Source organism: Candidatus Foliamicus sp., assembly GCF_965221325.1.
GTDB lineage: Bacteria > Pseudomonadota > Gammaproteobacteria > Steroidobacterales > Foliamicaceae > Foliamicus.
Genome location: NZ_OZ244880.1, coordinates 1,243,076 through 1,262,436, shown reverse-complemented (window position 1 = coordinate 1,262,436; position 19,361 = coordinate 1,243,076). Strand labels below are relative to the sequence as shown.

Here is a 19,361-nt window from a genome sequence, read left to right as displayed (position 1 = left end):
AATGCGGCGTGCTTGGACCATCGCCACCGCCGAGCCCCTTCGAGTCAGGACCCGTCGTCCTCCAAGTTATCCGAACGTTGCGAATGTGTCTCGGAATCGCCGCGAAAAGGCTCGTCCTCCCCGGGAAAGGTGTAGCCGGGGATGATGTAGTCCGGCTTGCTATAGTCCACGTGCAAGTCCATATTCTCCATCGGCATCAGCCATGCATAGTCGGTGTTGCCGGCCAACTCGTAGCCTCCGGTCGGGGTGCTGAAATTGGCGAACACGCTGCCTTCGCCCACCGTGATCACCACCGACAGCGGGAAGTCGTCCGAAAGCGGGCCAACGTAGGTGCGTGTGCCCGCAAGCAACGACTCCACTCGCTCAATGCGCGGACGGTAGGCGGTATCCAGCCTCGGCACCGGCAGATACAACTGCGTCCCCACATCCCAAGACCACATGTCCTGCGGCAGGGCGACCAGCACGGCGTCTTCGATATCCGAGCCGTGCGAAGGCACACGCGCTGGGTCGGCTCGATCCGGACTTACCGGCATCCAAGCCGCAAACGTACCGGGGTCGGGATTCCAGTCGCCGCCCGGGGCTGGGGTGCTTGACTCCCGAAGCTCCGGTGCAAACGCTACCGGGCCTTCCGCACCGTTCCCCACCGTCGGGACCTGCGGGCGAACCGGATTCGCGGGGGACGGCGGCAGCGCAGGCGGCGGCAAGTCTTGCGCAGAAACAGGCGCAGCTTCCGTTCCCGGCGATCCCGCTTCGTCTTGGTCGCGGTTTGCGCCAAACCAAAACACCACTGCCAGCGCCACAAGCAAAGCGGCGGCAAGCGCCCAAGTACTTGGTTTTATTGGTTGCGCAGACAAGAAAACCTCCCGATATCGGTCGCACAATACCAGAAAATATCCATACGCGGCGTATAGGCGGAAACAATCTCGGTCAGCCCGCAGCCTCCGCGACGAACGCAGCAACGCTTTTGGCCCACCGCTCTGGTTCCAGCATCAGCGAGAAGGAGCCGCCGGCGGAGAACTGTTCCAGGCTGAAGTTCTGCCGCCGGGAAGCCACCCAGCGATCCTGCTCGTGCAGGCGATCGCCGACGTCCGTCAGGACTCGAACCGGTGCCTCAATCTTCTCAATGTCCGCGGCCATGTCGTTTGCAAACACAGCGCGGTAGGTGGGTGTATCGAATCCGGAAAGGAAGACGCCTAGTGTGGCCCAGGTGGCTGTGGAAAGCGCATTCGGCACTGCGTTGTTCGCGTATACCGCGGTAAAAATATCGGTGAAGTGCGAACCGTCCGCCCGCGGCGGAACCCGCGGTGGGCGCTGGCTCAGACGCGCTTCGCGCTCGGCTTCGTTATAGACCGGACAGCCATGCAGCACGGCGCAAACGGTCCGATCGGGGTGGCGCGCCGCGAAGGCTGCGGCGATCGCAGCGCCCGTGTGATGCCCGGCCACGGCAACCTGCCGAAGGTTCAGTTCATCAAGAAGATCGGCAAGATTATCAGCGAGATCGGCTATGGTCACCGATTCGGGCGGCGGATCCGACATCCCGTAGCCTGGGTTGTCGGGCGCAATCGTGTCATGTCCCAGCGCAGCCACCAGGGGTTGTATATCGATCCATTCCGCAAGGCCGAATGGCGTTTGGTGCAGCAACACAATGGCCGGTTTGCTCCTGCCATCGCCTGCCGCGCCCAACCGCCGATAATGCAGCCCTCCAAGCCGGCATTGCGCATAGCCTTTGCCGCCCGCCAGAGCCGCAGCCCCTATCCATTCCTCTCCCATGCCCGCGTAGGGCCTCGCACCGGTATTCATGTTTGCTTCTCCCCTCGTAACTGCGGCCTGTATCGACTCTGCGCGCGCTACGACCGCGGCGCCGATCAAGCCACCGACAACTGTCCTGCGCCGCATCAGAATTCCACCAGCCGCTGCCCAAGCAAGCGGCCGAAAACAATGCACGGCATCACCATCATCCCGCCCACGAACGCATTGCCCTGAAGCTGTCCGGAACCCAGGATTTCACCGGCGGCGTACAAGCCTGGGATGACGCCACCATCGGGGCGGATAACCTGAAGCTTCTCGTTCACCGCAACGCCCACGGTCGAGCTCAGCGAACCGCCCTGCTGGCGGATCGCGTAGAACGGCGGCTCCTGGATCGCGGACGGCATGTGCTGGCGGCCCAGGGCGTCCTTGCCGCTTGCGACTGCCGCATTGAATTCCGCCACGGTGTCCGCGAGTGCCTCACCCGGCACCCCGATGTCTTCGGCCAGCGCTTCGAGGCTGTCGGCCTTGCGGAACGTCTCGCGGGTATTGAACGACTCCGCCATCTGCTCGCGGGACCAGTCAAATACGATGGGCGACGCCTGCCGGAAGATGGCATCGTCAAACACGATCCAATAGCGCAATTCCGGTTGCTCGAGCAGCGCATGCTCTCGCACATCGACGCTCGGTTCGTCTTCGCGGATAAAACGCCGCCCTTCGGCATTCACGTATATCTCCCAAGGCAGACGCGATTCCGGGTAGGTATTGGCGCGGCCGATGGCCTTCTTGGGGAACGGACCATCGTCCAGCAGCCAGCCGAAGTTCGATAGATACTTCTCGCGCCCGCGCAGGTAGCCGCCCGCCGCCACTGCGAGATCGTAGCCGTCGCCTTGCGCGAACTCGTAGGCGCCGTTTACGTACATCCTGTAGCCGCACAAGCGCCGGAACATCACCGGATTGGCTGCGTAACCGCCACTTGTCAGCACCACGTTCTTGCCGGCAGCCGAGAATTCCCCGCCGTTTCCATTGACAAGTTCGACGCCGGTCACGGCGCCCGCGCGATCCTGCTGCAGACCAATCGCCCGCGTGCGGGTCAGGACCTTGATGCCCCCGCGCTCTTCCTGCTCGCGCATTGCCGGTTCCAGCACGTCCAGCACCGAGCGTCCGAAGTCGTTCCCCCAGTAATAGCGCGCCACTTCGTAACTCTCGTGGGCGCTTTCAACGGACGGGCATTGGTCCTGCACGTCGAAACCGCGTTCCATCAGCCAGTCGAAGGCCTCTGCGGCGTTGAAAATTGTGAGCTTGGCGAGAGTCGGATCAATCGTGCCCCGGCTGATGCGAATTGCTTCCTCCAGGTGCCGTTCGGGCGAATCCTCAATGCCTTTCTCGGACTGCAGGCGAGTACCAGCCGCGCTCATCTGCCCGGAACTCAAGAATAGCGTTCCGCCCACCTTGTCCGCCGCTTCGACCAGCAGCACCCGCCCGCCGCGTTGCGCCGCCGTGGTTGCCGCCGGCAACCCCGCGGTGCCGGCGCCGACCACGATCATGTCCCATTGTTCGGTATTCAAATCCATGTCCATGCGTCTATTCCCGAGCCGAGCCACTTCGCAGATGAAGCCCCATTCTGGCATATACTTTTTGAGTTTGCGGCAGTGCCGGGCCAAGCCGCCGCCTTGCGGGTGGCCCATGTAGGCCAACCGGCGGGCCGTCCGCAGGCTGCTTAACCGAAAGGCTTCGCTATGAACCGAAACCTCTTACTCGCGACAGCGCTGCTAGTGCTTGCGGCGCTCACTGCTCCCCTTCCCGCCTTTGCGGACGCATACGCCGATCAGCGTCTGACGCTTGAATCGTTGCGGCAAAAGTATGCCGATCCGGATGGGCAGATTGCGCGCATCGGCGGCGTCGATGTCTATTACAAGGACGAAGGCGAAGGCCCGGCCATTCTGATGCTCCACGGCTCGCGGAGCACGCTGCGCACCTGGGACCGCGTTGCGCCGGAACTTCTGGACCGCTATCGCGTAATTCGATATGACCTGCCGCCCAATGGCTTGTCCGGGCCGGTGTCCGATGCGGCCGTCGAGCGCATGCAACCGGCGGACCTGGCCGCGGGCCTGCTCGATCACGTGGGGGTTGACGAGGTAACTTGCGTGGGCGTATCCAGCGGCGGCACTACTTGCATGTACCTCGCTGCCACCTACCCGCAGCGGGTAAATCGGCTGATCATGTCCAACTCTCCATCGGACCCGGTCACAACCGATCACGTTGTCCACCCACCCGACTTCAAGGCGGCGCTGGAGGAATTCGTGGAGACGGGATTCGAGTCGGAGAATTTCATCAACCTGTTCCTGGACTTCTATAGTGGCGACCCGCGGCGCATTTCCGAGCAGACGCGCCGCGAATATTTCGATTTCAATCGGCGGGTCAAGGAACCCAACCCGATCGCCATGATCGGACTGGTGGCCGATCATGCCAAGGCAAGGAAAGCAATGGCCAGCGTACAGGCGCCGGCGCTGCTGATCTGGGGTGGCCGAGACGCGCTGCTGATTCCCGCCGCAGCGGGGACGCTGGCCAGCTATCTGGAGAACACACAAGTCTCGATTGTGTTCATGCCGGACGTGGGCCATTACCCGCCGCTGGAATCACCGGTCAGGTTCGCGCAGATCGTCGCCACTTACCTTGAGGCTGCCACGCCCAGCGAGGGCTAGGCGGGCACCATCCGCCTTATGCCCGGAAGCGGGCTGAAGAACACGGTGCGCAAGCGTATTCTCTGGTCGCTCGTGGCCGCCTCCGTGGTGGTCGGACTGGCAGCGGGCGGGAAGTACCTGGCGGACCGGCGCAGCGCGCCGCCGATAAGCTTGGCGGAAGTTCAAACGAAATACGGCGGCGATGCGCGCAGGATCGACATTGCCGGCGTAAGCGTCAACTATCGCGACGAAGGCAGCGGTCCGGCGCTCGTGCTGGTGCACGGTTCCTTCGGCAGTCTACGGATGTTTGACGACATGGCTCGCGCGCTGGGCGCGGGTTTTCGGGTTATCCGCTACGATCAGCCGCCTGCGGGCTTGTCGGGCACCGTGCCGCCGGACTTTTCTCTCACCTCGGAGGCGTTCCTGCGCGAATTTCTCGACCGCCTGGGTGTGGGGTCGGTCGCCCTGCTAGGCACCTCAAGCGGAGGCATTATTGCTTACCGGTTCGCTGCCACGTATCCGCAGCGTGTACGAGCGCTCATATTGTCGAACATTCCGCCATCGGCGCCGGTTGATAATGCGGGCGCGCGGGCGCGACTACCGCTGAAGCTGCGCTGGTCGATGGGCGTCTGCATCCGCAACGCCAGGCCTTTTTCCCGAACCTGCTGGCGGGATTTTCTGCTTTCCTACTTCGAGCGTCGACAGCGCGTTACGGATGCGCTCGTAACCGAATATTACGATCTCAATCGCCGCACGGGCGCATCCGAATACACCAGCATGACGGCGATTATGCGAGATGACCGCGAGGTGCGGCGCTTCCTGAGTGCTGTACAGGCGCCCACGCTGCTTATCTGGGGCATGCTTGATCCGGTACTCCCGCCGGCAACCCTTGAATTGCTCGCCGCCCGACTCGATTCGGCGGATGTTCAAATAGCCAAACTGGAGGACGTTAACCATTACCCGCCGCTTGAAGCGCCCGAAGAGGTTGCGGAGCTCACCAGGCGATTCCTGGGCGATTAGCCCCGACTGGCGGCGCCGCTCGCTTCGGCGTGCCTATCTTCCTCATGTAGGTCTCGCGCAAACCGCTCACGAGATTAACCACGTAATCCTGCCGCCGACGCAGTTCCGGCACCAGCGCGCCCACGGCGAGGCAACCCGGTCGAGGCGGGTCCATGGTGACGGGAATTGGCCAGGCAGCCATACCCCAACCGTCGCCCCGCACGTTGAAGCGCACCAGGTAGCCGCGTTTCGCGACCTGCTTCACGGCGCTTCTTATCTGGTCAATGCGACTGAATCCCCAGCCTAGCGGAACTTTGTGACGGCGGGCCATCGCAGCCAGTTTTCGGAGTTCCTCGTCGCTGTATTGTGGCGCGATGGCCAAACCCGGCGTCGAAAACGGGTCGGCAAGTTCCCCTGGCAGCCTGGATGTAAGGCCGCGCGTCTTGCCCACGAGCAACGCAGATATCCGCACGTGGGCCCCGCTGGGCACCCAAACGCTCACCGTATACCCGGTCTTGTCGCGTATCTCGCCCATCATGTCCCGTAACGGCTGCGAATAACCGCCCGCTTCCGCCAATCGCACACCAAGCTCGCACAGCCGGGGCGCCACGGAATAGCAGGCCGTATCTACATCGAAATTAACGAACCCGAGCGTAGTGAGCTTGCGCAACAGCCGATGCATGCTGGACACGGGCACGTCCAGCGCGGTCGCCAACTCTAGGTTCGACATGGGCAAAGGCGACACACTCAACTGATCCAGTATCGCAATAACTCTGCCGACAGACCTGGAGCGCTCCTCCATAACAACCCAAAACCGCTACGACAAGCAGCGAGAGTGTAGCAGCCCAGGCCGAGTCCTTCGGCGCTTCGTTTCTGTTGATTCCGATGCCCTTTTGCGTAGAAACTTGCCGAGAAACGCCATTTCGAACCGGGAGGCACCCATGCCTGTCATTGATGCGGACACCCATGTCGTGGAGCCCTCCTCGGTTTGGGATCTGTTACCGAGCCGCGACGAGGAGTTCCGGCCCGCGATCTTGCACAAGGAGTTGGGTGCGCCCATCCACGCCCATTTCGCCGGTAGTGCGACCCGGGATTTCTGGGTAATCGACGATTTCCTCTACGGCAAGCACGATCCTGAATTTATCGCCAAGCACTCGAACGGTGAATTCACGGCATACGCAATTACGCTAGATGACGTACCGGCCCGGCTCGCCGACATGGACCGTCAGCAAGTCGATACCCAAGTCGTGTTTTCGAGCCTGTTTCTCAACATTCGCTGCGCGCGGCCGCGCGCAGAACTGGCGCTTACGCGCGCCTACAACCGATGGATTGCCGATCGCTGCAGTGAGTCCGATGGGCGGCTACGGTGGATATTCGTGCCCTCCCTCAAGAATCCCGAAGAAACGGTCAAGGACATGCGCGCCTTCCGGAAACAAGGAGCCGTCGGCGTCCTGTTTCGAGGATTGGAAGGCGACAAGTTCTTGGATCACTCCGATTTCGACCCGGTTTATTCCGCAGCCGCCGATCTCGACATGCCTATTTGCATACATATCGGCCATGGCAGCCCGGCGTTCGAATCCATCCAGGGCCGTGATGGGGCCGGTTTCAATCGGTTCATTTCCGATTCCCCAAACTATCTGGCTCTCTCGGTGATACTCAACAGCAAACTGCCCACAAAGTTTCCGAGCTTGCGCTTTGGTTTTTTCGAGTCGGGCTGCACCTGGGTTGCCGCGGCAGTGCAGACTGCGCTGCATGTCCGTTTACGTCCGCGGGAGCTGATGGAGTTTGTGCAGGAAAAACTTGCGCAACACAATTTTTTCTTCACCTGTGAAGTTCATGAGGACTTGCCGCACATCATGCGCTACCTCGGCGACGAACGACTCATGGCGTCAAGCGACTACGGCCACCCCGGCGACATCGGCGACACGATCATGTACCAGGAAGCACTTGCCGCACGCGGCGATTTGGATGCCGAAACCCGGAACAAGTTGGTCTCCGCCAACGCTCTGGGTCTTTTTCGCAGCTAGCCCCGGACATCTCGCCCGATACCGAGCTTTCATGGCTTTCAGGGCGGTCAATAAGCCGCAGCTTCAAGCCGACGCGGCCCGCGCCCGTAACGCGCCAAGCCTCGCCGCATCCAGCCGGTACAAGGTCAGCAACGCTGCGGCCAGCCCTACACACACGGCCGGCGCGATTCCCATGAAGATGCGGATCATCATTATGGCCGATTCCGGCTGCTCGCTCCTATCCACCTCGCCCGACTCCAGACCGGCCAGAGAAAATGCAAGTCCCGCAACCAGCGGGGCAGCGATGAAAGCCGTAGTCTGCATGAGCTCGAAAGCGCCCACGAACGAGCCTTCGCGGCGTTCGCCGCTGCCCAGGCGATCCAATTCGATGGTATCCGCCAACATGGCCATGGCCAGCAGCACGGAGCCGCTGCCCAGAGCACCCAGCGCAAAAGCGCGGACCACAAACACAACCTGATTTTCGGCTGGTCCACCCAGCATCCATGTGAGATGCACGAGCGCACTGACAGTCAGCAGAGCGAGAAGCAAAGTTCGCCGCTCAAGGAATCCAAGTAGCCGATTCCACAGCGGCACGGAAGCAATCCCGACAATGTTGGCAGTCAGGCTGAACAACGCAATTGCCTTTTCGTCTCGATGCATAACGTAGGTAATGAAAAACAGCATGGACGCCCCCGAAAATGCGGTCCCCAACTGTCCGAGTATCTTGGTGCCCAGGATGATCAAAAACGGCCTGTTGCGCAGTGTTCCCAGCAAAGAGGCAAAAAGCGGCGGCTTGCGAGCCGTCTCCGCTCCCTTTGCAGCGCGGCCGGTGAACGCAACCACCCAGAGCATGGTCGCAGCTATGACCACCGCCGCCGCCAGCGACATGCCGCCATAGGCCGCCCTGTCGCTACCCAGGAATGCCACAAGCCATGCGGCGCCGGAAACCGTCATGAGCCCAGACCCATACACGAAGAAAGTCCGCCAAGCCATCAGCGAAGCACGTTCCTGGTAGTCGTTGGTCATTTCCGCGCCCTGCGCCATGTACGGGATTGCAAACAGCGAGTAACCCGTGGTGTAGGCAAGCAGGGCCAGAAGCACGCACCCGTACAGCAGCAAGCCCGGCGCAAGATCCGGCGGATGGAAAACGGCAACGCAGGCGATCGACGCGATGAGAGCGCCCGCCAGCATCCAGGGCCTGCGCCGCCCCCAGCGCGTTTGGGAGCGATCGCTCCAATTGCCGATCAAGGGATCGATTACGGCGTCGTAGATGCGCGTGATTGCAAACAATACGCCGGCGACAGCAGCGGATATCCCCACGTGGCGCACGAGGAAGTAAACGACGAACATGTTGATGAGGTAGAGCATGGAGGTCCCACCCAAACCTCCGACACCCCAACTCGCCTTGAGAAATAGGGGCAAGCGCCCGGTGTTGTGGTCGTTAGCCATGCGATTCAGAGCGCTCGTCGAAGCCCGCTGCTCGGGAACGAACAGCCCTTCGCGTACAGCGCACCCGGCCGCCGCTTACGGCAGCTTACGAGGTGGCGACCTGGTAGCGGCGCAAGCGCAGGAAAGGAATGAGAATCGCGCCGGTAAGCAGGGTCAGCATACCCAGGAAGGACGGCACAAGGCGCAACAGCAGCGTGCCGAAAGGCTCCTCACGATACTCGAAAACCGGGAACTGGTCGTAATCCTCGGGCGTCAGCGGCGCGCGCTGAAGAAACTTGACCGTGAAGAACTCGCTCCATTCCGCCCGGAAGTCGTAGGCCTGATTCAGAAAGTGTTCGAAACGGTCCGCGCTGGTCCCGGAAATCTCGTTCAGCGCCAACTGCATCATGATCGCGGGAGATATGAACTGGAAGCGCTGGACCAAGCTTTCCTGCTTGTTCAGTTGCGATTGGAATTCGTCGTAGAGCGGTCGAACGGCTTTTTCGATTGCGTTGCGGTTGGACATCGCCACAGTCAGGAAATCCATCGCCCGTTCGTCGCCCTCTGGAACGAACTCGAGGTGGTCGTAGTAATACTCGCTAAGACGTGCCATGTAGGCCTTTTCGGCCTCGGTCTGCGCCTCGCGCGCCGCGACGGTCAATTCCATGCGCGACGGGGCCGGATACAAGGTCGTGGCCAGCATGCTCACCAGCGTGGGCACAACCACCACCAACGCCAGCCATGCGCCGGCCAGGGCGATGCCATTGGATGCCGAGTTCTTGCCATACACATTCACCAGCACGGCCATGGCGAACCAGAACAGCGCATACAGGAGCGTGGCGCCCATCCACAGCCCGAAACGCGCCCAGGTTTCCGCCGAACCCAGATTTGTGCCCACCCCCAACAGCGCAAGCAGACCGAGCACCAGTAAGCCCGCAAGCAGGATCCCGGCGCGAGCGATGATCTTGGAAGCCATCAGTTCCTTGAGCGATACCGGGTGCGCGAGGATCATCGCCAGCGTACCCCTTTCCTTCTCGCGCGAAAGCAGGTCGTAGCTGATGGCAAGAATGAATATCGGCAACAGGAAGATCACTGCGAAGGCGATATCGAACGAGCCGGTCATGAGGTTGATCGGGTTTTCGAGCTCGTTTTCCTTGGTCATGTCCATGGTGGGATTCATCGACACCGGCACATAGCTGAGCTGTATATCGCTTTGACCGATGGCAAACGCGGCCAGCCCGGTGGGCGGCAGCCTGAGGTACTTGGCGGTCGTCGAACCGACCACTCCGGCATTGGTGCCCTGCGGCGGTCCTGCCCCCGCGCCATGCCGCGCCGAAGCGAACTCGTATTCGCCGCCTTCTGCCGCTACCCGCGCCTGGTATTCCTCGGTATCCGCCCGCATTTTCGCGCGCCGAGCTTCTTCGAACGCGGTCGCCGCGGCGGCGCCTTCGACCTGACGCTCAATGGACCGCTGGCCGGCCCAGGCAGCGAACACAATTGCACCGGCAACCAGCAACAGCAGGCCGCGGAAGGCGCCAGACCGAAACAGTTGTCCGGTTTCATGCGAAATGATGATGCGTTTCATCCTTTATCCTCCACCCGTATGCGGCTCACGGCCCACAGCGCCAGTCCCAACGCCGCCGCCAGCCATAGTGCCAGCGCCAGGAAATTGCCGGCATGCTCGGCCAGCGTTTCGCGCAACCCCCGCGATTCGAACCGGAACGGCGGCACGATCGCGAATACCGCCTCGTCGGCGATCAGGACGTTACCGCCGGCGCCGCTGTTGAAGCTCGCCGCCGCATCGGCCAGGTAGTTGTTCACCTTCAGCACCATCTCGCGGCGGTGGGCTTCGGCCGCATCGGCGAATTCGATGTGCCGGATCAAGTCGGTGCCCGACAGCGCCATCGAAAGCGAACGCAGCGGCAGCGTGGGCGCCACGATTCCGATCCGGTCCTGCAAGCGCCGCTGCTCCGTGTATGCGTCACGCAGCCGGCCGTAATGCAGCTCGAATACGGGGAAATCGTATTCCTCGAATTTCTGCAGCCGCAAGGCGCCGACATATACGGGAAGTTCGGCCACCGATTCTGCGCCGTACTCGGCGAATATTGCTTCCGATTCCTGCTGGAAGCGCAGGAAAGGCGGTACGCCGTCGATGCCGCGCGCCTGGTGCGAACGCATGTCGGCCATCCACTTGCCGAAGGCCGGGGTCGGATGCGCGGCCTTGGAAATTTCCACCGCGGCCTTGGGCGCGAGGAATCCCGCGAAGACCCAGAATCCCACCAGGATCATGAGCGCAGTGCGCGCGTTCTTTGCGCGGGCGGAGACGGCCAGTGTGAGAAACAGGAAGATGGCGGCATACAGCGTATAGGACAGCGCCAGCAGCGCCACGCGCGTGACCAGCGCCTCGCTGTCCAGCGACAAGTCGGCAAGCGATAGCGCCAGTCCGCCGACCAGCGCGCAAACACCGACCGTGAGCAGCACCACGCCACCGATCCCCAGCGCCTTGCCCCACAGTAGCTGCCTGCTGCTGACGCCCATACTCATGACCTGGCGCAGCGTGCCACTCTCGCGCTCGGCGGAGAACGCGGTAAAGCCGAGAAAGATGATCAGCAGCGGCATCAGAAGCTGCAGAATCATGGCGCCGCTCAAATCGCCGAATCGGCTGATGGAACTCTGATCGGTGGCTGGTCGGCCGATGGCGAAGTTCTGCTTGTGCGCCTCCATGAACAGGGCCGTGCCGGCGTAGTTGTTGATGCCGTTATCGAAGAAAGCCAGCGGACCCGCCGGCTTGAAGGCGTAGTTGCCGTAGTGTGCGCCGGCATGCGGGTTCTTGTCGCCCTGGTTGAGCCATTGGGCATTGGTCTGATCCTGCGCCAGCCGCTGGACTTCCATGTAAGCGCTGTATTTCTGAAAGCCCGCGGCGAGCGCCGTCAGCAACAGCAGCGCCATAATGCCGGCGGTCCACTTGAACCGTCCGTCGCGCGCGATTTCCGAAAATTCCTTGCGTGCTATGGCTGCGATCATTGGCAATACCTCTCGATCAGGCCGAATTTGGTTGCTCCTGCGCATAGTGTCCGCCGGCGTGCATGTGCTGGAGATAAATCTGCTCCACATCGGCATGCGACACCTCGTCCGTGCTCAGTTCATCAACCAGGCGGCCTTCCTTCATGATGCCTATGCGGGTGCCGGTTTCCTTGGCCCGGAAAAGATCGTGCGTGGCCATCAGGATGGCGGCGTCATCCGTCTTCAGCTTCAGCAGTAGTTCCGAAAACTCGTTGCTGGCCTTGGGGTCGAGACCAGCGGTCGGTTCGTCCAGCAACAACGCGCGCGCCTTTTTGGCCAGCGCTATGGCCACACCGACCTTTTGCCGCATGCCCTTCGAATAGGTCTTGACACGCCGCTCCATGGCCTCCGGCTGCAGCCCTACGCGATCAAGAAAGCCGCGATACTCTTCCGGCGAATAGCTATGTCCGCCCAACTGCGAAAAATAGCTCAGGTTCTCCAGCGCGGTCAGGTTGCCGTACAGCATCACCTGTTCGGGAATGTAGGCCAGCAGCCGCTTGGTTTCGAGCGGCTGCTCGGTTACGTCCAGACCACCCACCGTGGCGGTGCCGCCGTCGGGCTGAATGAAGTTGAGAAACAGGCTGATCGTGGTGGTCTTGCCGGCGCCGTTGGCGCCCAGCAGGCAATAGATATCGCCGCCCTCGACGCTGAGATCCAGCCCTTTCAGGGCTTCGGTTTCACCGTAACGTTTACTAAGATTCGTTGCTTGCAGCAAAGCGTCATCTCCCCACGCGCATTCGATTATAGAGCGTACGCCGTTCGCCCCGCTTCACTGCATACTGTCCTGATCATCAAGGCCGCGCTGACCGGATAGTCGCGGCGATGAGGGCTATCGCTTCGGTGCTGCTGGCTCAAACCTCACATCGAAGCAGCCGAACGCACCGAAATCCACGCGCACGGTTGAGGACAACTGCACCTCGTGAACGCCGGTGAGCGCACCGGTCGAAATCAACGCGCCTTCGGGTAGCGCGATGCCTCGGCTGGCACTGAGGCCAATCAGGAATCGCAATGCCTGCAACGGATCTCCTGCGATTGCTCCGGGAGATGCTTCGCCGACTCCGACATCGTCCACGGCCACGCTGACGGATAGAGCACCCGGGTCAAGGGAGCGCCAGCCGAATATACGAGGACCAACGACGAGGCCGGCGTTAGCACCAAAATCCGATATCACAGACATCGCGCCAAGTTGGCTCACCCGGGCCAAGGGGCTGCTGGCGATCTCCGCCGCGCCGTACACCGCGCGAACGAGATCGGCCAATTCTTCGTCGGAGTAGTCCTTGCCCGAAGGCGGCACCGTGACGCCCAACTCCAGGGCGTACTCGGCTTCTATGGCGGCGAACCCACCCTTGTAAATGGCCATCACCTCGCTCGAACCAGGCTCGACAGCCCGAATCAACGACTTGAATGCCGGCCCGGCTAGCCGTTCTGCCGAAAAGCGCTTCCGATCGGCTGACGACAACCTTGCGACCTTCCATGCAGCGACCTCGTCGGGCCATCGGCTGATCGACGCCGACTGAATGGCGTACGCCTGCTTGAGAGTCATTGGCAAGCGGCCGGGGAAGTCTGCCAACGGTTCCGCGCTCAATCGCGCTTCGACAAGGCGCCTGGAAATCGCTTCGTCAGGTCCGGGCAATGAGTCTTGCATTTCGGCGGGGCGCGATATCGCCACTTTATTCTCCGATTCTGGAAAAAGTGACATTCAGGATTTCGCCAAGCATCATTCGATAGCACAAAACAGGGCGCCAATGTTCGACATCGGCGCCCTGTTTTTCTCGGCGTGTCGCTGCCGCTTTCTAAAACCGGTAGCTGGCGCCAACAATAATGCGGCGATCGGTAAGACCTTGGAAGCACACAAGAGCGCCTCCGTTGACGCAAGATTGCCTGACATCCGACTCGGTGAGATTGACCGCTTCAATTCCAATGTTCAGCTTATCGTTCACATCGTAACCGATGCTCGCGTTGAGCTGTCCTCTATCCTCCTGAACCACCGGGAAGCCCCAGGGGAAGCTGGAAGTACTGCCGAAAGTTGATCGATCGCGAACCTCCGTGGGCGGCAATGGCAGCATTCAGCGTGGCCAGTACGCCGTCCGGGTCGGAAGCTACTAGTTCGGGGTTAATAAGAAGAAAATCACCAATAAACAGCGCCCTGCCATCTGCCTCGTCAAAATTGTCGGGACCTGGCGTGAGGAGATCCCCAAACAAACTACCCCCGCTCCTGATCGTTGATGACCGTATCCAGATATATGGTCAAATCATCATTCGGCGCCCACTCGAGCGACCCGGCGAAGTTACTGGTTTCATACTCGAAATTGTCATAGTCCTGGTTAAGAAACTGAATTGGCAGAAAATTGAACGATTGCGCGCTTGCAGCGCCACTGCCCGCCGCGACGCTGTTATCGCGGTCGGTGCGAGGGCGAAACGCGGTCACGCCCTGCTCGGTAAAACTTCCGCTGACAACGACACCGAAAGTTCCGGCGTCGGTGGTCCAGTTGTCGCCCCAGGTGCCGGATATCCGGGGTGCAAAAGTACCATCGGTGGAAAGACTGTTGTTCTCGCCCTGCACTCGGATAGCCGCGATGCGTTTAGCCCAGGATTGGAAATTTATATTGGTATGACCACTTGTGCGGGCTGGTATGTGCCCCGCACGGCGCCCGAAACACCGGTCAGCGTTTAAGCTTTTCTACAGGGCGGCGGCCAGCGCTGCGATCAGATCCTCGGGGTCTTCCAGCCCAACCGACAGGCGTACCAATCCGTCGCGCAGGCCCACCCGCCGCCGCTCTTCGGGGTCGACATCCGCGTGGGTCATGGTGACCGGGTGCGTAATCAGCGACTCAACAGCCCCGAGGTTTTCCGCCAGCGTCCATAGCTGCACGCGATCCATCAGGTCCTTGCCGGCCTTGAGACCGCCCTTCAACTCGCACCAGAGCATGGCGCCGAAACCTGTAGCCTGCCGCTTGGCCAAGACATGCTGGGAGAAGGAATCCAACCCCGGGTAGCAGACTTCAGCCACTGCCGGGTGTTCGCTCAAATACCGGGCGATGGCCATGGCGCTGGCCGACTGCCTGTCCATGCGTACGGACAGCGTCTTGACGCCCTGCAGCGTCAGCCAAGCGACCATCGGCGACATGATGCTGCCAGTGGCGTTCTGCACGAATCGCAACTTTTCGTCGAGTTCGGCGGTCGCCGCGACCACGGCGCCACCAACCGTTGCGTTATGCCCGTCGAGGTACTTGGTGGTGCTGTGCAGCGCAATGTCGGCGCCCAGCGCCAGCGGCTGCTGGTAGTAGGGCGAAAGAAAGGTGTTGTCCACCACATGCACCAGGCCGTTATCGCGCGCGATTTCGGAAAGCGCTGCAATGTCGCTGAGCGCGAGAGTGGGATTGGCCGGCGTTTCGGTGAGCAGTAGCCGGGTTTCCGGCGTGATTGCGGCGCGCACCGCATCCGGGTCGGCCGTGTCCACAAACGTGAAGCGGGCCCCGAAACGGGCAAAAACCTGCGTACACACGCGGTACGTGCCGCCGTAGGCGACTTGGGATACCAAGGCATGATCGCCGGCGTTCATGAAAGCGTGCAGCACCGCGCTTACGGCCGCCATGCCGGTTGCGTAACAGGTGCAATCGTCTCCGTCTTCCAGTCCGGCAAGCCGTTTCTCCAGGGCCCTCACCGTGGGATTGCCGCTGCGCGAGTACGAATAGCCCTTCGACATGTACTCGTCCACCGAAGGCTGGGCAAACGTGGTGGATTGGTAAATGGGCGGCAGTACCGACCCGGTCGCCGGATCGGGTTCGGCGCCGGCGTGAATCTGCTTGGTCGAGAACCGCATGTCAGAACTGCTCGGGGCTCAGCGCCATGGTGTTGGCGGCGCCCGAGCGAATGCGGCGCGCGCGCGACCCGACCTCCGGCATGAAGTTCTCGGCATAAAAGCGCGCGCATATCCGCCGCGCCTCCGACGCCGAGTCTTCGCCGTGGCCGGTAGCGCCGAGCGCGGCGCAGGCATGGACCCAGCCGCCACACAGAAAGCCCAGCATCATCATCAGGTTGAAAGATGCAGCACCCGGCAGGTCCTGCTGCGCTCCCAGCTCCGCGAAGAACCATTCGACAACCGAAACGGCCTCCTCAAGCCCCTCCTTCAGCGCCTCGGCCACCACCTGATCTTCGCCCGCTAGCGCTCCCAGCCGATTGCAGGTTTCGCCGATGTCCCGCAACAATTCCTTAAGCGCTGCGCCCTGATCCCGAATCATCTTGCGGCCCACCAGGTCGTTGGCCTGAATGCCGGATGTCCCCTCGTAGATCGTCGTGATGCGCGCGTCTCGGTAGTGCTGGGCTGCGCCGGTTTCCTCCACGTAACCCATCCCGCCGTGAATCTGTATGCCCAGCGAAGTCAGTTCGATGGCGCGCTCGCAGTTCCAGCCCTTCACGATGGGCGTAAGCAAATCCAGCCGGCGCTGGTGGAAGGCGCGCTGTTCCTGGTCCGGATGCCGGCGCGCAAAATCGGTATGCATTGCGGCCATGTAGGTCAGGGCGCGCATGGCGAAGATCTGCGACTTCATTTCCATCAGCATGCGGCGCACGTCAGGGTGCCGCAGGATGGGCACCGTGTCCCGGCCGCCCGGCGTCTTGCCCTGCATCCTGTTGGCAGCGAAATCGAGCGCCTGCTGATAGGCCCGCTCGGATATCGCCACGCCTTGCAGTCCCACCGACACGCGCGCGTCATTCATCATCGCGAACATGTGCGGCAGCCCCTGGTTTGCTTCGCCCACCAGGTAGCCCACGGCGTCTTCGTAGCTCATCACGCAGGTGGGGCTGGCATGCAGCCCCAGCTTGTGTTCGACCGACACCGGGCGCACGTTATTGGAAGCTCCCGGCACGCCGTCGGCGTCCGGAATCCGCTTCGGAACCAGAAACAGCGATAGGCCGCGCGTCCCGGGAGGAGCGTCCGGCAGACGCGCCAGCACCAGGTGCAGGATATTGCCGGTCATGTCATGGTCGCCGAAAGTGATGAATATCTTCTGGCCGTTGATCAGGTAATGCCCGTTTTCGGGCCGGGCCTGGCAGCGCACCAACCCCAGGTCGGAGCCCGCCTGCGGCTCGGTCAGGTTCATGGTGCCGGTCCATTCCCCGCTCACCAGCCGCGGCAGAAATTGCTGCCGGAGCTCTTCGCTGGCATGCAGTTCCAGCGCGTGCAGCGCTCCCTGGCTGAGCAGCGGGCACAGCGACCAAGCCAGGTTGGCGGACTGCCACATCTCCTGCACCGGCATCGACAGGACCAGCGGCAAGCCCTGCCCGCCATACGTTTCCGGCGCGGAGATGCTGCCCCAGCCGCCGTCGACAAAGGCCTCGTAGGCCTTACGGAATCCTTCGGGGACCTGCACCTGTCCGTCCCGTACCGTTGTCCCGCTGCGATCGCCCTCGGCATTCAGAGGCGCCAGCACGCTGGACGCCAGCTCGCCCGCTTCCTCGATTACCGAACGGGCTAGTTCCCCGCTCACCATTTCGCACCCCGGAAGCGCCGCAACCTGACGCATTCCGGCGACGGAATCCAGGATGAAAAGCATTTCATCGACGGGTGGTCGATATTCGGACATGGAGCCTCCGCGCGAGCTCGCTAACGGGCCGGTTATTGTACCCGCGCCGCCCAATTTCCGCCGGATTCAAGGATGCCGGATGACGGACAGTTCATGTAAACTACCGGCGCTGTGAATATACGACACCAAAAAACACGTCACCGCAGCCTGGCGCTGCTCAGCCTGCTGGCATGCGCCGCCGCGGCGATATCCGCCCCGCAAACGGGCGTAACCGAAACGGCGAGAGATAGAGCTCCGGACGAGCTACGCATCTGGGTCGATGCGCGGGCCGGCACCGGCGCTCCGGTGTACTGGATCGCGGAAGGCGGCGTTTATGCCTACCCGTCCGGCGAGAAATTGTTCGGCATGATCGGCTTCGATGCCTCCACGGTTATCTGGCCCGAAGATGCCGATGGCGTTGCCGTGCATCTGACCCGCAAGACCTTCGCCTATACCGATCCCGTCAGCGGCGAAATTCTTGCCGAGCATAAGGGCCAGCCGGTAGAGCCTATCGCTTATCCCTACCAGGTCATCACCTACCGCATGAAGGATGGAAAGATCCACGGAGATGTCGAACAGGGCGTGGGCGACCAAGTGCAGACCATCAAGTCGGAAGAAGGCATGCGGGTGCGCCGCATGGGCAACAACACGCTGGCCGTTACCGCCTCCGTGTTCCTGGATTTTCCCTTGCCCGGAGGAACCCGCTACGAGGCCTGGGAGAATTACGACTTCTTTCTGCACGACGGCAGCAATGTCGATGAGCCGCACCAGTTGAGTTGGCAGCGCTACGGTGCGCTGCCGCCGTTCGCCGGAAAAGGCAAAGCGATCTATCACCTGCTCTCATGGCGCGTGGAAGACGAGGACGAGTTTCCGCCCGTATTGCTGGCCTGGGCCGAAGCGGAAAAACCCATGTGGCTGAATCCTCCCGCGAGCATGGAGGAAGTGCGCGCACTGCAGAACGGCGAACTCGGCGAAGGCTGGGCGCGCTGACGCCCGATTTACACGGCGCCGGCGCGCCTTCCGCTATTCCGGTCGCGCCGTGAGCTTGTCCGGGTGTTCGGCGGCCAGGCGCCTGCTGTAGGTCGCCGGCAGCGCCTCCACGGACTCAAGCTTCAATCCGGCCGCATGCCAGATCATGTGGCCAGGATGGTTGTCCATTTCCATCCAGGCGCGCCAGGGCATGAACACGGTCGAGGCAAACTTCGTGTTGAGCCGCGGATTCGCCGCGTCGGTAAATTCCGCCACTGAAGCGTCCATGGTCTGGCGCTGCAGACGCGGTTGCGCCATGCCCGGCGGGTATTCCGTTTCCTTGCTGAGCCATACCCGTCCGCCGCCCGCCAGGATGCGGTAAGCGGGCGGCTGTTCCGGCATCCGATCCACGAACTGCGTGGGCCGTATCCCCTTCACCGAATAGTTGAATCCATGCCCGGCCCCGCCGCCCTGCACCGCGGCAGGCACTTGCAGCAACCCGCCGGTATAGGGGTTGCGCCATTCGCGCAACCATTCGCCGCTGTGCGCATCGGTAAGGAACGACACCGTGTGCCCGATCAATTCGAATTCGCCACCCGGAAGATGGCGCATCCAGTACATCTCCATGCCCTGAAAGCCGAACAGCAGCCGCGGCGCCTGGCCCTCTTGGGCGCCATATATCACGCCGCTATACCACCAGGGCACATCCTCCTCGCGAAGGCTGGCCTGAATACGTATCAGCGCCAGTAGATTCTCGCGCGGAGTTTGCAAGCGGATGGGTGACTCCGGATCGGTTTGCGCCAGCGACGACCAGGGCGCGCCAAGGATAGCCAGACCGCCCGCTCCGGCCAGCAGGCGGCGGCGGCTTGGATCTATCGGATTCTGCATCGCAATCGGTTAGT

At 61.9% G+C, this 19,361-nt stretch carries 16 protein-coding genes and 2 pseudogenes; 4 read left to right on the top strand and 14 right to left on the bottom strand.

What is annotated here, in order from left to right; genetic code table 11:
* Window positions 1-44: 44 nt before the first annotated feature.
* The 3 genes from ACWCOO_RS05740 to ACWCOO_RS05730 all read right to left on the bottom strand — a co-directional run bounded on the left by ACWCOO_RS05740 (window position 45) and on the right by ACWCOO_RS05730 (window position 3,326).
* Window positions 45-644, bottom strand: a complete 600-nt coding sequence (locus tag ACWCOO_RS05740) for a hypothetical protein (protein WP_446830044.1) — start codon at window positions 642-644, stop codon at window positions 45-47.
* A gap of 283 nt (window positions 645-927) precedes the next feature.
* The gene (locus ACWCOO_RS05735) at window positions 928-1,800 is read right to left on the bottom strand and encodes an alpha/beta fold hydrolase (protein WP_446830043.1); all 873 of its coding nucleotides are present in this window, start codon (window positions 1,798-1,800) and stop codon (window positions 928-930) included.
* Between the two features lie 95 nt (window positions 1,801-1,895).
* A complete protein-coding gene (locus tag ACWCOO_RS05730) occupies window positions 1,896-3,326 on the bottom strand; it encodes an FAD-dependent oxidoreductase (protein ID WP_446830042.1) in 1,431 nt (476 codons plus the stop codon).
* A 159-nt stretch (window positions 3,327-3,485) separates the two neighbouring features.
* Here ACWCOO_RS05730 and ACWCOO_RS05725 point away from each other — a divergent pair, with 159 nt between their 5' ends.
* Window positions 3,486-4,451 (top strand): alpha/beta fold hydrolase, encoded by a 966-nt coding sequence (locus ACWCOO_RS05725; protein WP_446830041.1) that lies wholly within the window; start codon window positions 3,486-3,488, stop codon window positions 4,449-4,451.
* A gap of 18 nt (window positions 4,452-4,469) precedes the next feature.
* Complete coding sequence (locus tag ACWCOO_RS05720; RefSeq protein ID WP_446830040.1) at window positions 4,470-5,450, top strand: alpha/beta fold hydrolase; 981 nt, start codon at window positions 4,470-4,472, stop codon at window positions 5,448-5,450.
* Here ACWCOO_RS05720 and ACWCOO_RS05715 read toward each other — a convergent pair.
* Complete coding sequence (locus ACWCOO_RS05715; protein ID WP_446830039.1) at window positions 5,425-6,231, bottom strand: helix-turn-helix domain-containing protein; 807 nt, start codon at window positions 6,229-6,231, stop codon at window positions 5,425-5,427. The genes ACWCOO_RS05720 and ACWCOO_RS05715 overlap by 26 nt on opposite strands.
* 139 nt (window positions 6,232-6,370) lie before the next feature.
* On the opposite strand from ACWCOO_RS05715, the gene ACWCOO_RS05710 reads away from it, so the two are divergent.
* On the top strand, window positions 6,371-7,456 hold the full coding sequence (locus ACWCOO_RS05710) for an amidohydrolase family protein (protein WP_446830038.1): 1,086 nt from the start codon (window positions 6,371-6,373) through the stop codon (window positions 7,454-7,456).
* A gap of 63 nt (window positions 7,457-7,519) precedes the next feature.
* On the opposite strand, the gene ACWCOO_RS05705 is transcribed toward ACWCOO_RS05710, so the two are convergent.
* The 9 genes and pseudogenes from ACWCOO_RS05705 to ACWCOO_RS05665 form a co-directional block, all read right to left on the bottom strand.
* On the bottom strand, window positions 7,520-8,884 hold the full coding sequence (locus tag ACWCOO_RS05705; RefSeq protein WP_446830037.1) for an MFS transporter: 1,365 nt from the start codon (window positions 8,882-8,884) through the stop codon (window positions 7,520-7,522).
* Window positions 8,885-8,969: 85 nt separating this feature from the next.
* Complete coding sequence (locus tag ACWCOO_RS05700) at window positions 8,970-10,448, bottom strand: ABC transporter permease subunit (protein WP_446830036.1); 1,479 nt, start codon at window positions 10,446-10,448, stop codon at window positions 8,970-8,972.
* Window positions 10,445-11,887 (bottom strand): ABC transporter permease subunit, encoded by a 1,443-nt coding sequence (locus tag ACWCOO_RS05695; RefSeq protein WP_446830035.1) that lies wholly within the window; start codon window positions 11,885-11,887, stop codon window positions 10,445-10,447. The genes ACWCOO_RS05700 and ACWCOO_RS05695 overlap by 4 nt, the downstream gene beginning before the upstream one ends.
* 16 nt (window positions 11,888-11,903) lie before the next feature.
* On the bottom strand, window positions 11,904-12,641 hold the full coding sequence (locus ACWCOO_RS05690; protein WP_446830034.1) for an ABC transporter ATP-binding protein: 738 nt from the start codon (window positions 12,639-12,641) through the stop codon (window positions 11,904-11,906).
* A gap of 114 nt (window positions 12,642-12,755) precedes the next feature.
* A complete protein-coding gene (locus ACWCOO_RS05685) occupies window positions 12,756-13,469 on the bottom strand; it encodes a 2-keto-4-pentenoate hydratase (protein ID WP_446830033.1) in 714 nt (237 codons plus the stop codon).
* A gap of 250 nt (window positions 13,470-13,719) precedes the next feature.
* Window positions 13,720-13,950: pseudogene (locus ACWCOO_RS05680) on the bottom strand (hypothetical protein); the annotation flags it as partial.
* Window positions 13,951-14,135: 185 nt separating this feature from the next.
* Window positions 14,136-14,504 (bottom strand): annotated as a pseudogene (locus tag ACWCOO_RS05675) (TonB-dependent receptor); the annotation flags it as partial.
* 102 nt (window positions 14,505-14,606) lie between these two features.
* On the bottom strand, window positions 14,607-15,749 hold the full coding sequence (locus ACWCOO_RS05670) for a trans-sulfuration enzyme family protein (RefSeq protein WP_446830032.1): 1,143 nt from the start codon (window positions 15,747-15,749) through the stop codon (window positions 14,607-14,609).
* A gap of 1 nt (window position 15,750) precedes the next feature.
* Window positions 15,751-17,511, bottom strand: coding sequence for an acyl-CoA dehydrogenase (locus tag ACWCOO_RS05665; protein WP_446830031.1), 1,761 nt, complete (start codon window positions 17,509-17,511; stop codon window positions 15,751-15,753).
* A gap of 111 nt (window positions 17,512-17,622) precedes the next feature.
* Here ACWCOO_RS05665 and ACWCOO_RS05660 point away from each other — a divergent pair, with 111 nt between their 5' ends.
* On the top strand, window positions 17,623-18,480 hold the full coding sequence (locus tag ACWCOO_RS05660) for a DUF1838 family protein (RefSeq protein ID WP_446830030.1): 858 nt from the start codon (window positions 17,623-17,625) through the stop codon (window positions 18,478-18,480).
* Between the two features lie 33 nt (window positions 18,481-18,513).
* Here ACWCOO_RS05660 and ACWCOO_RS05655 read toward each other — a convergent pair whose 3' ends face one another.
* Window positions 18,514-19,347, bottom strand: a complete 834-nt coding sequence (locus tag ACWCOO_RS05655) for a DUF1838 family protein (protein ID WP_446830029.1) — start codon at window positions 19,345-19,347, stop codon at window positions 18,514-18,516.
* Window positions 19,348-19,361 lie beyond the last annotated feature (14 nt).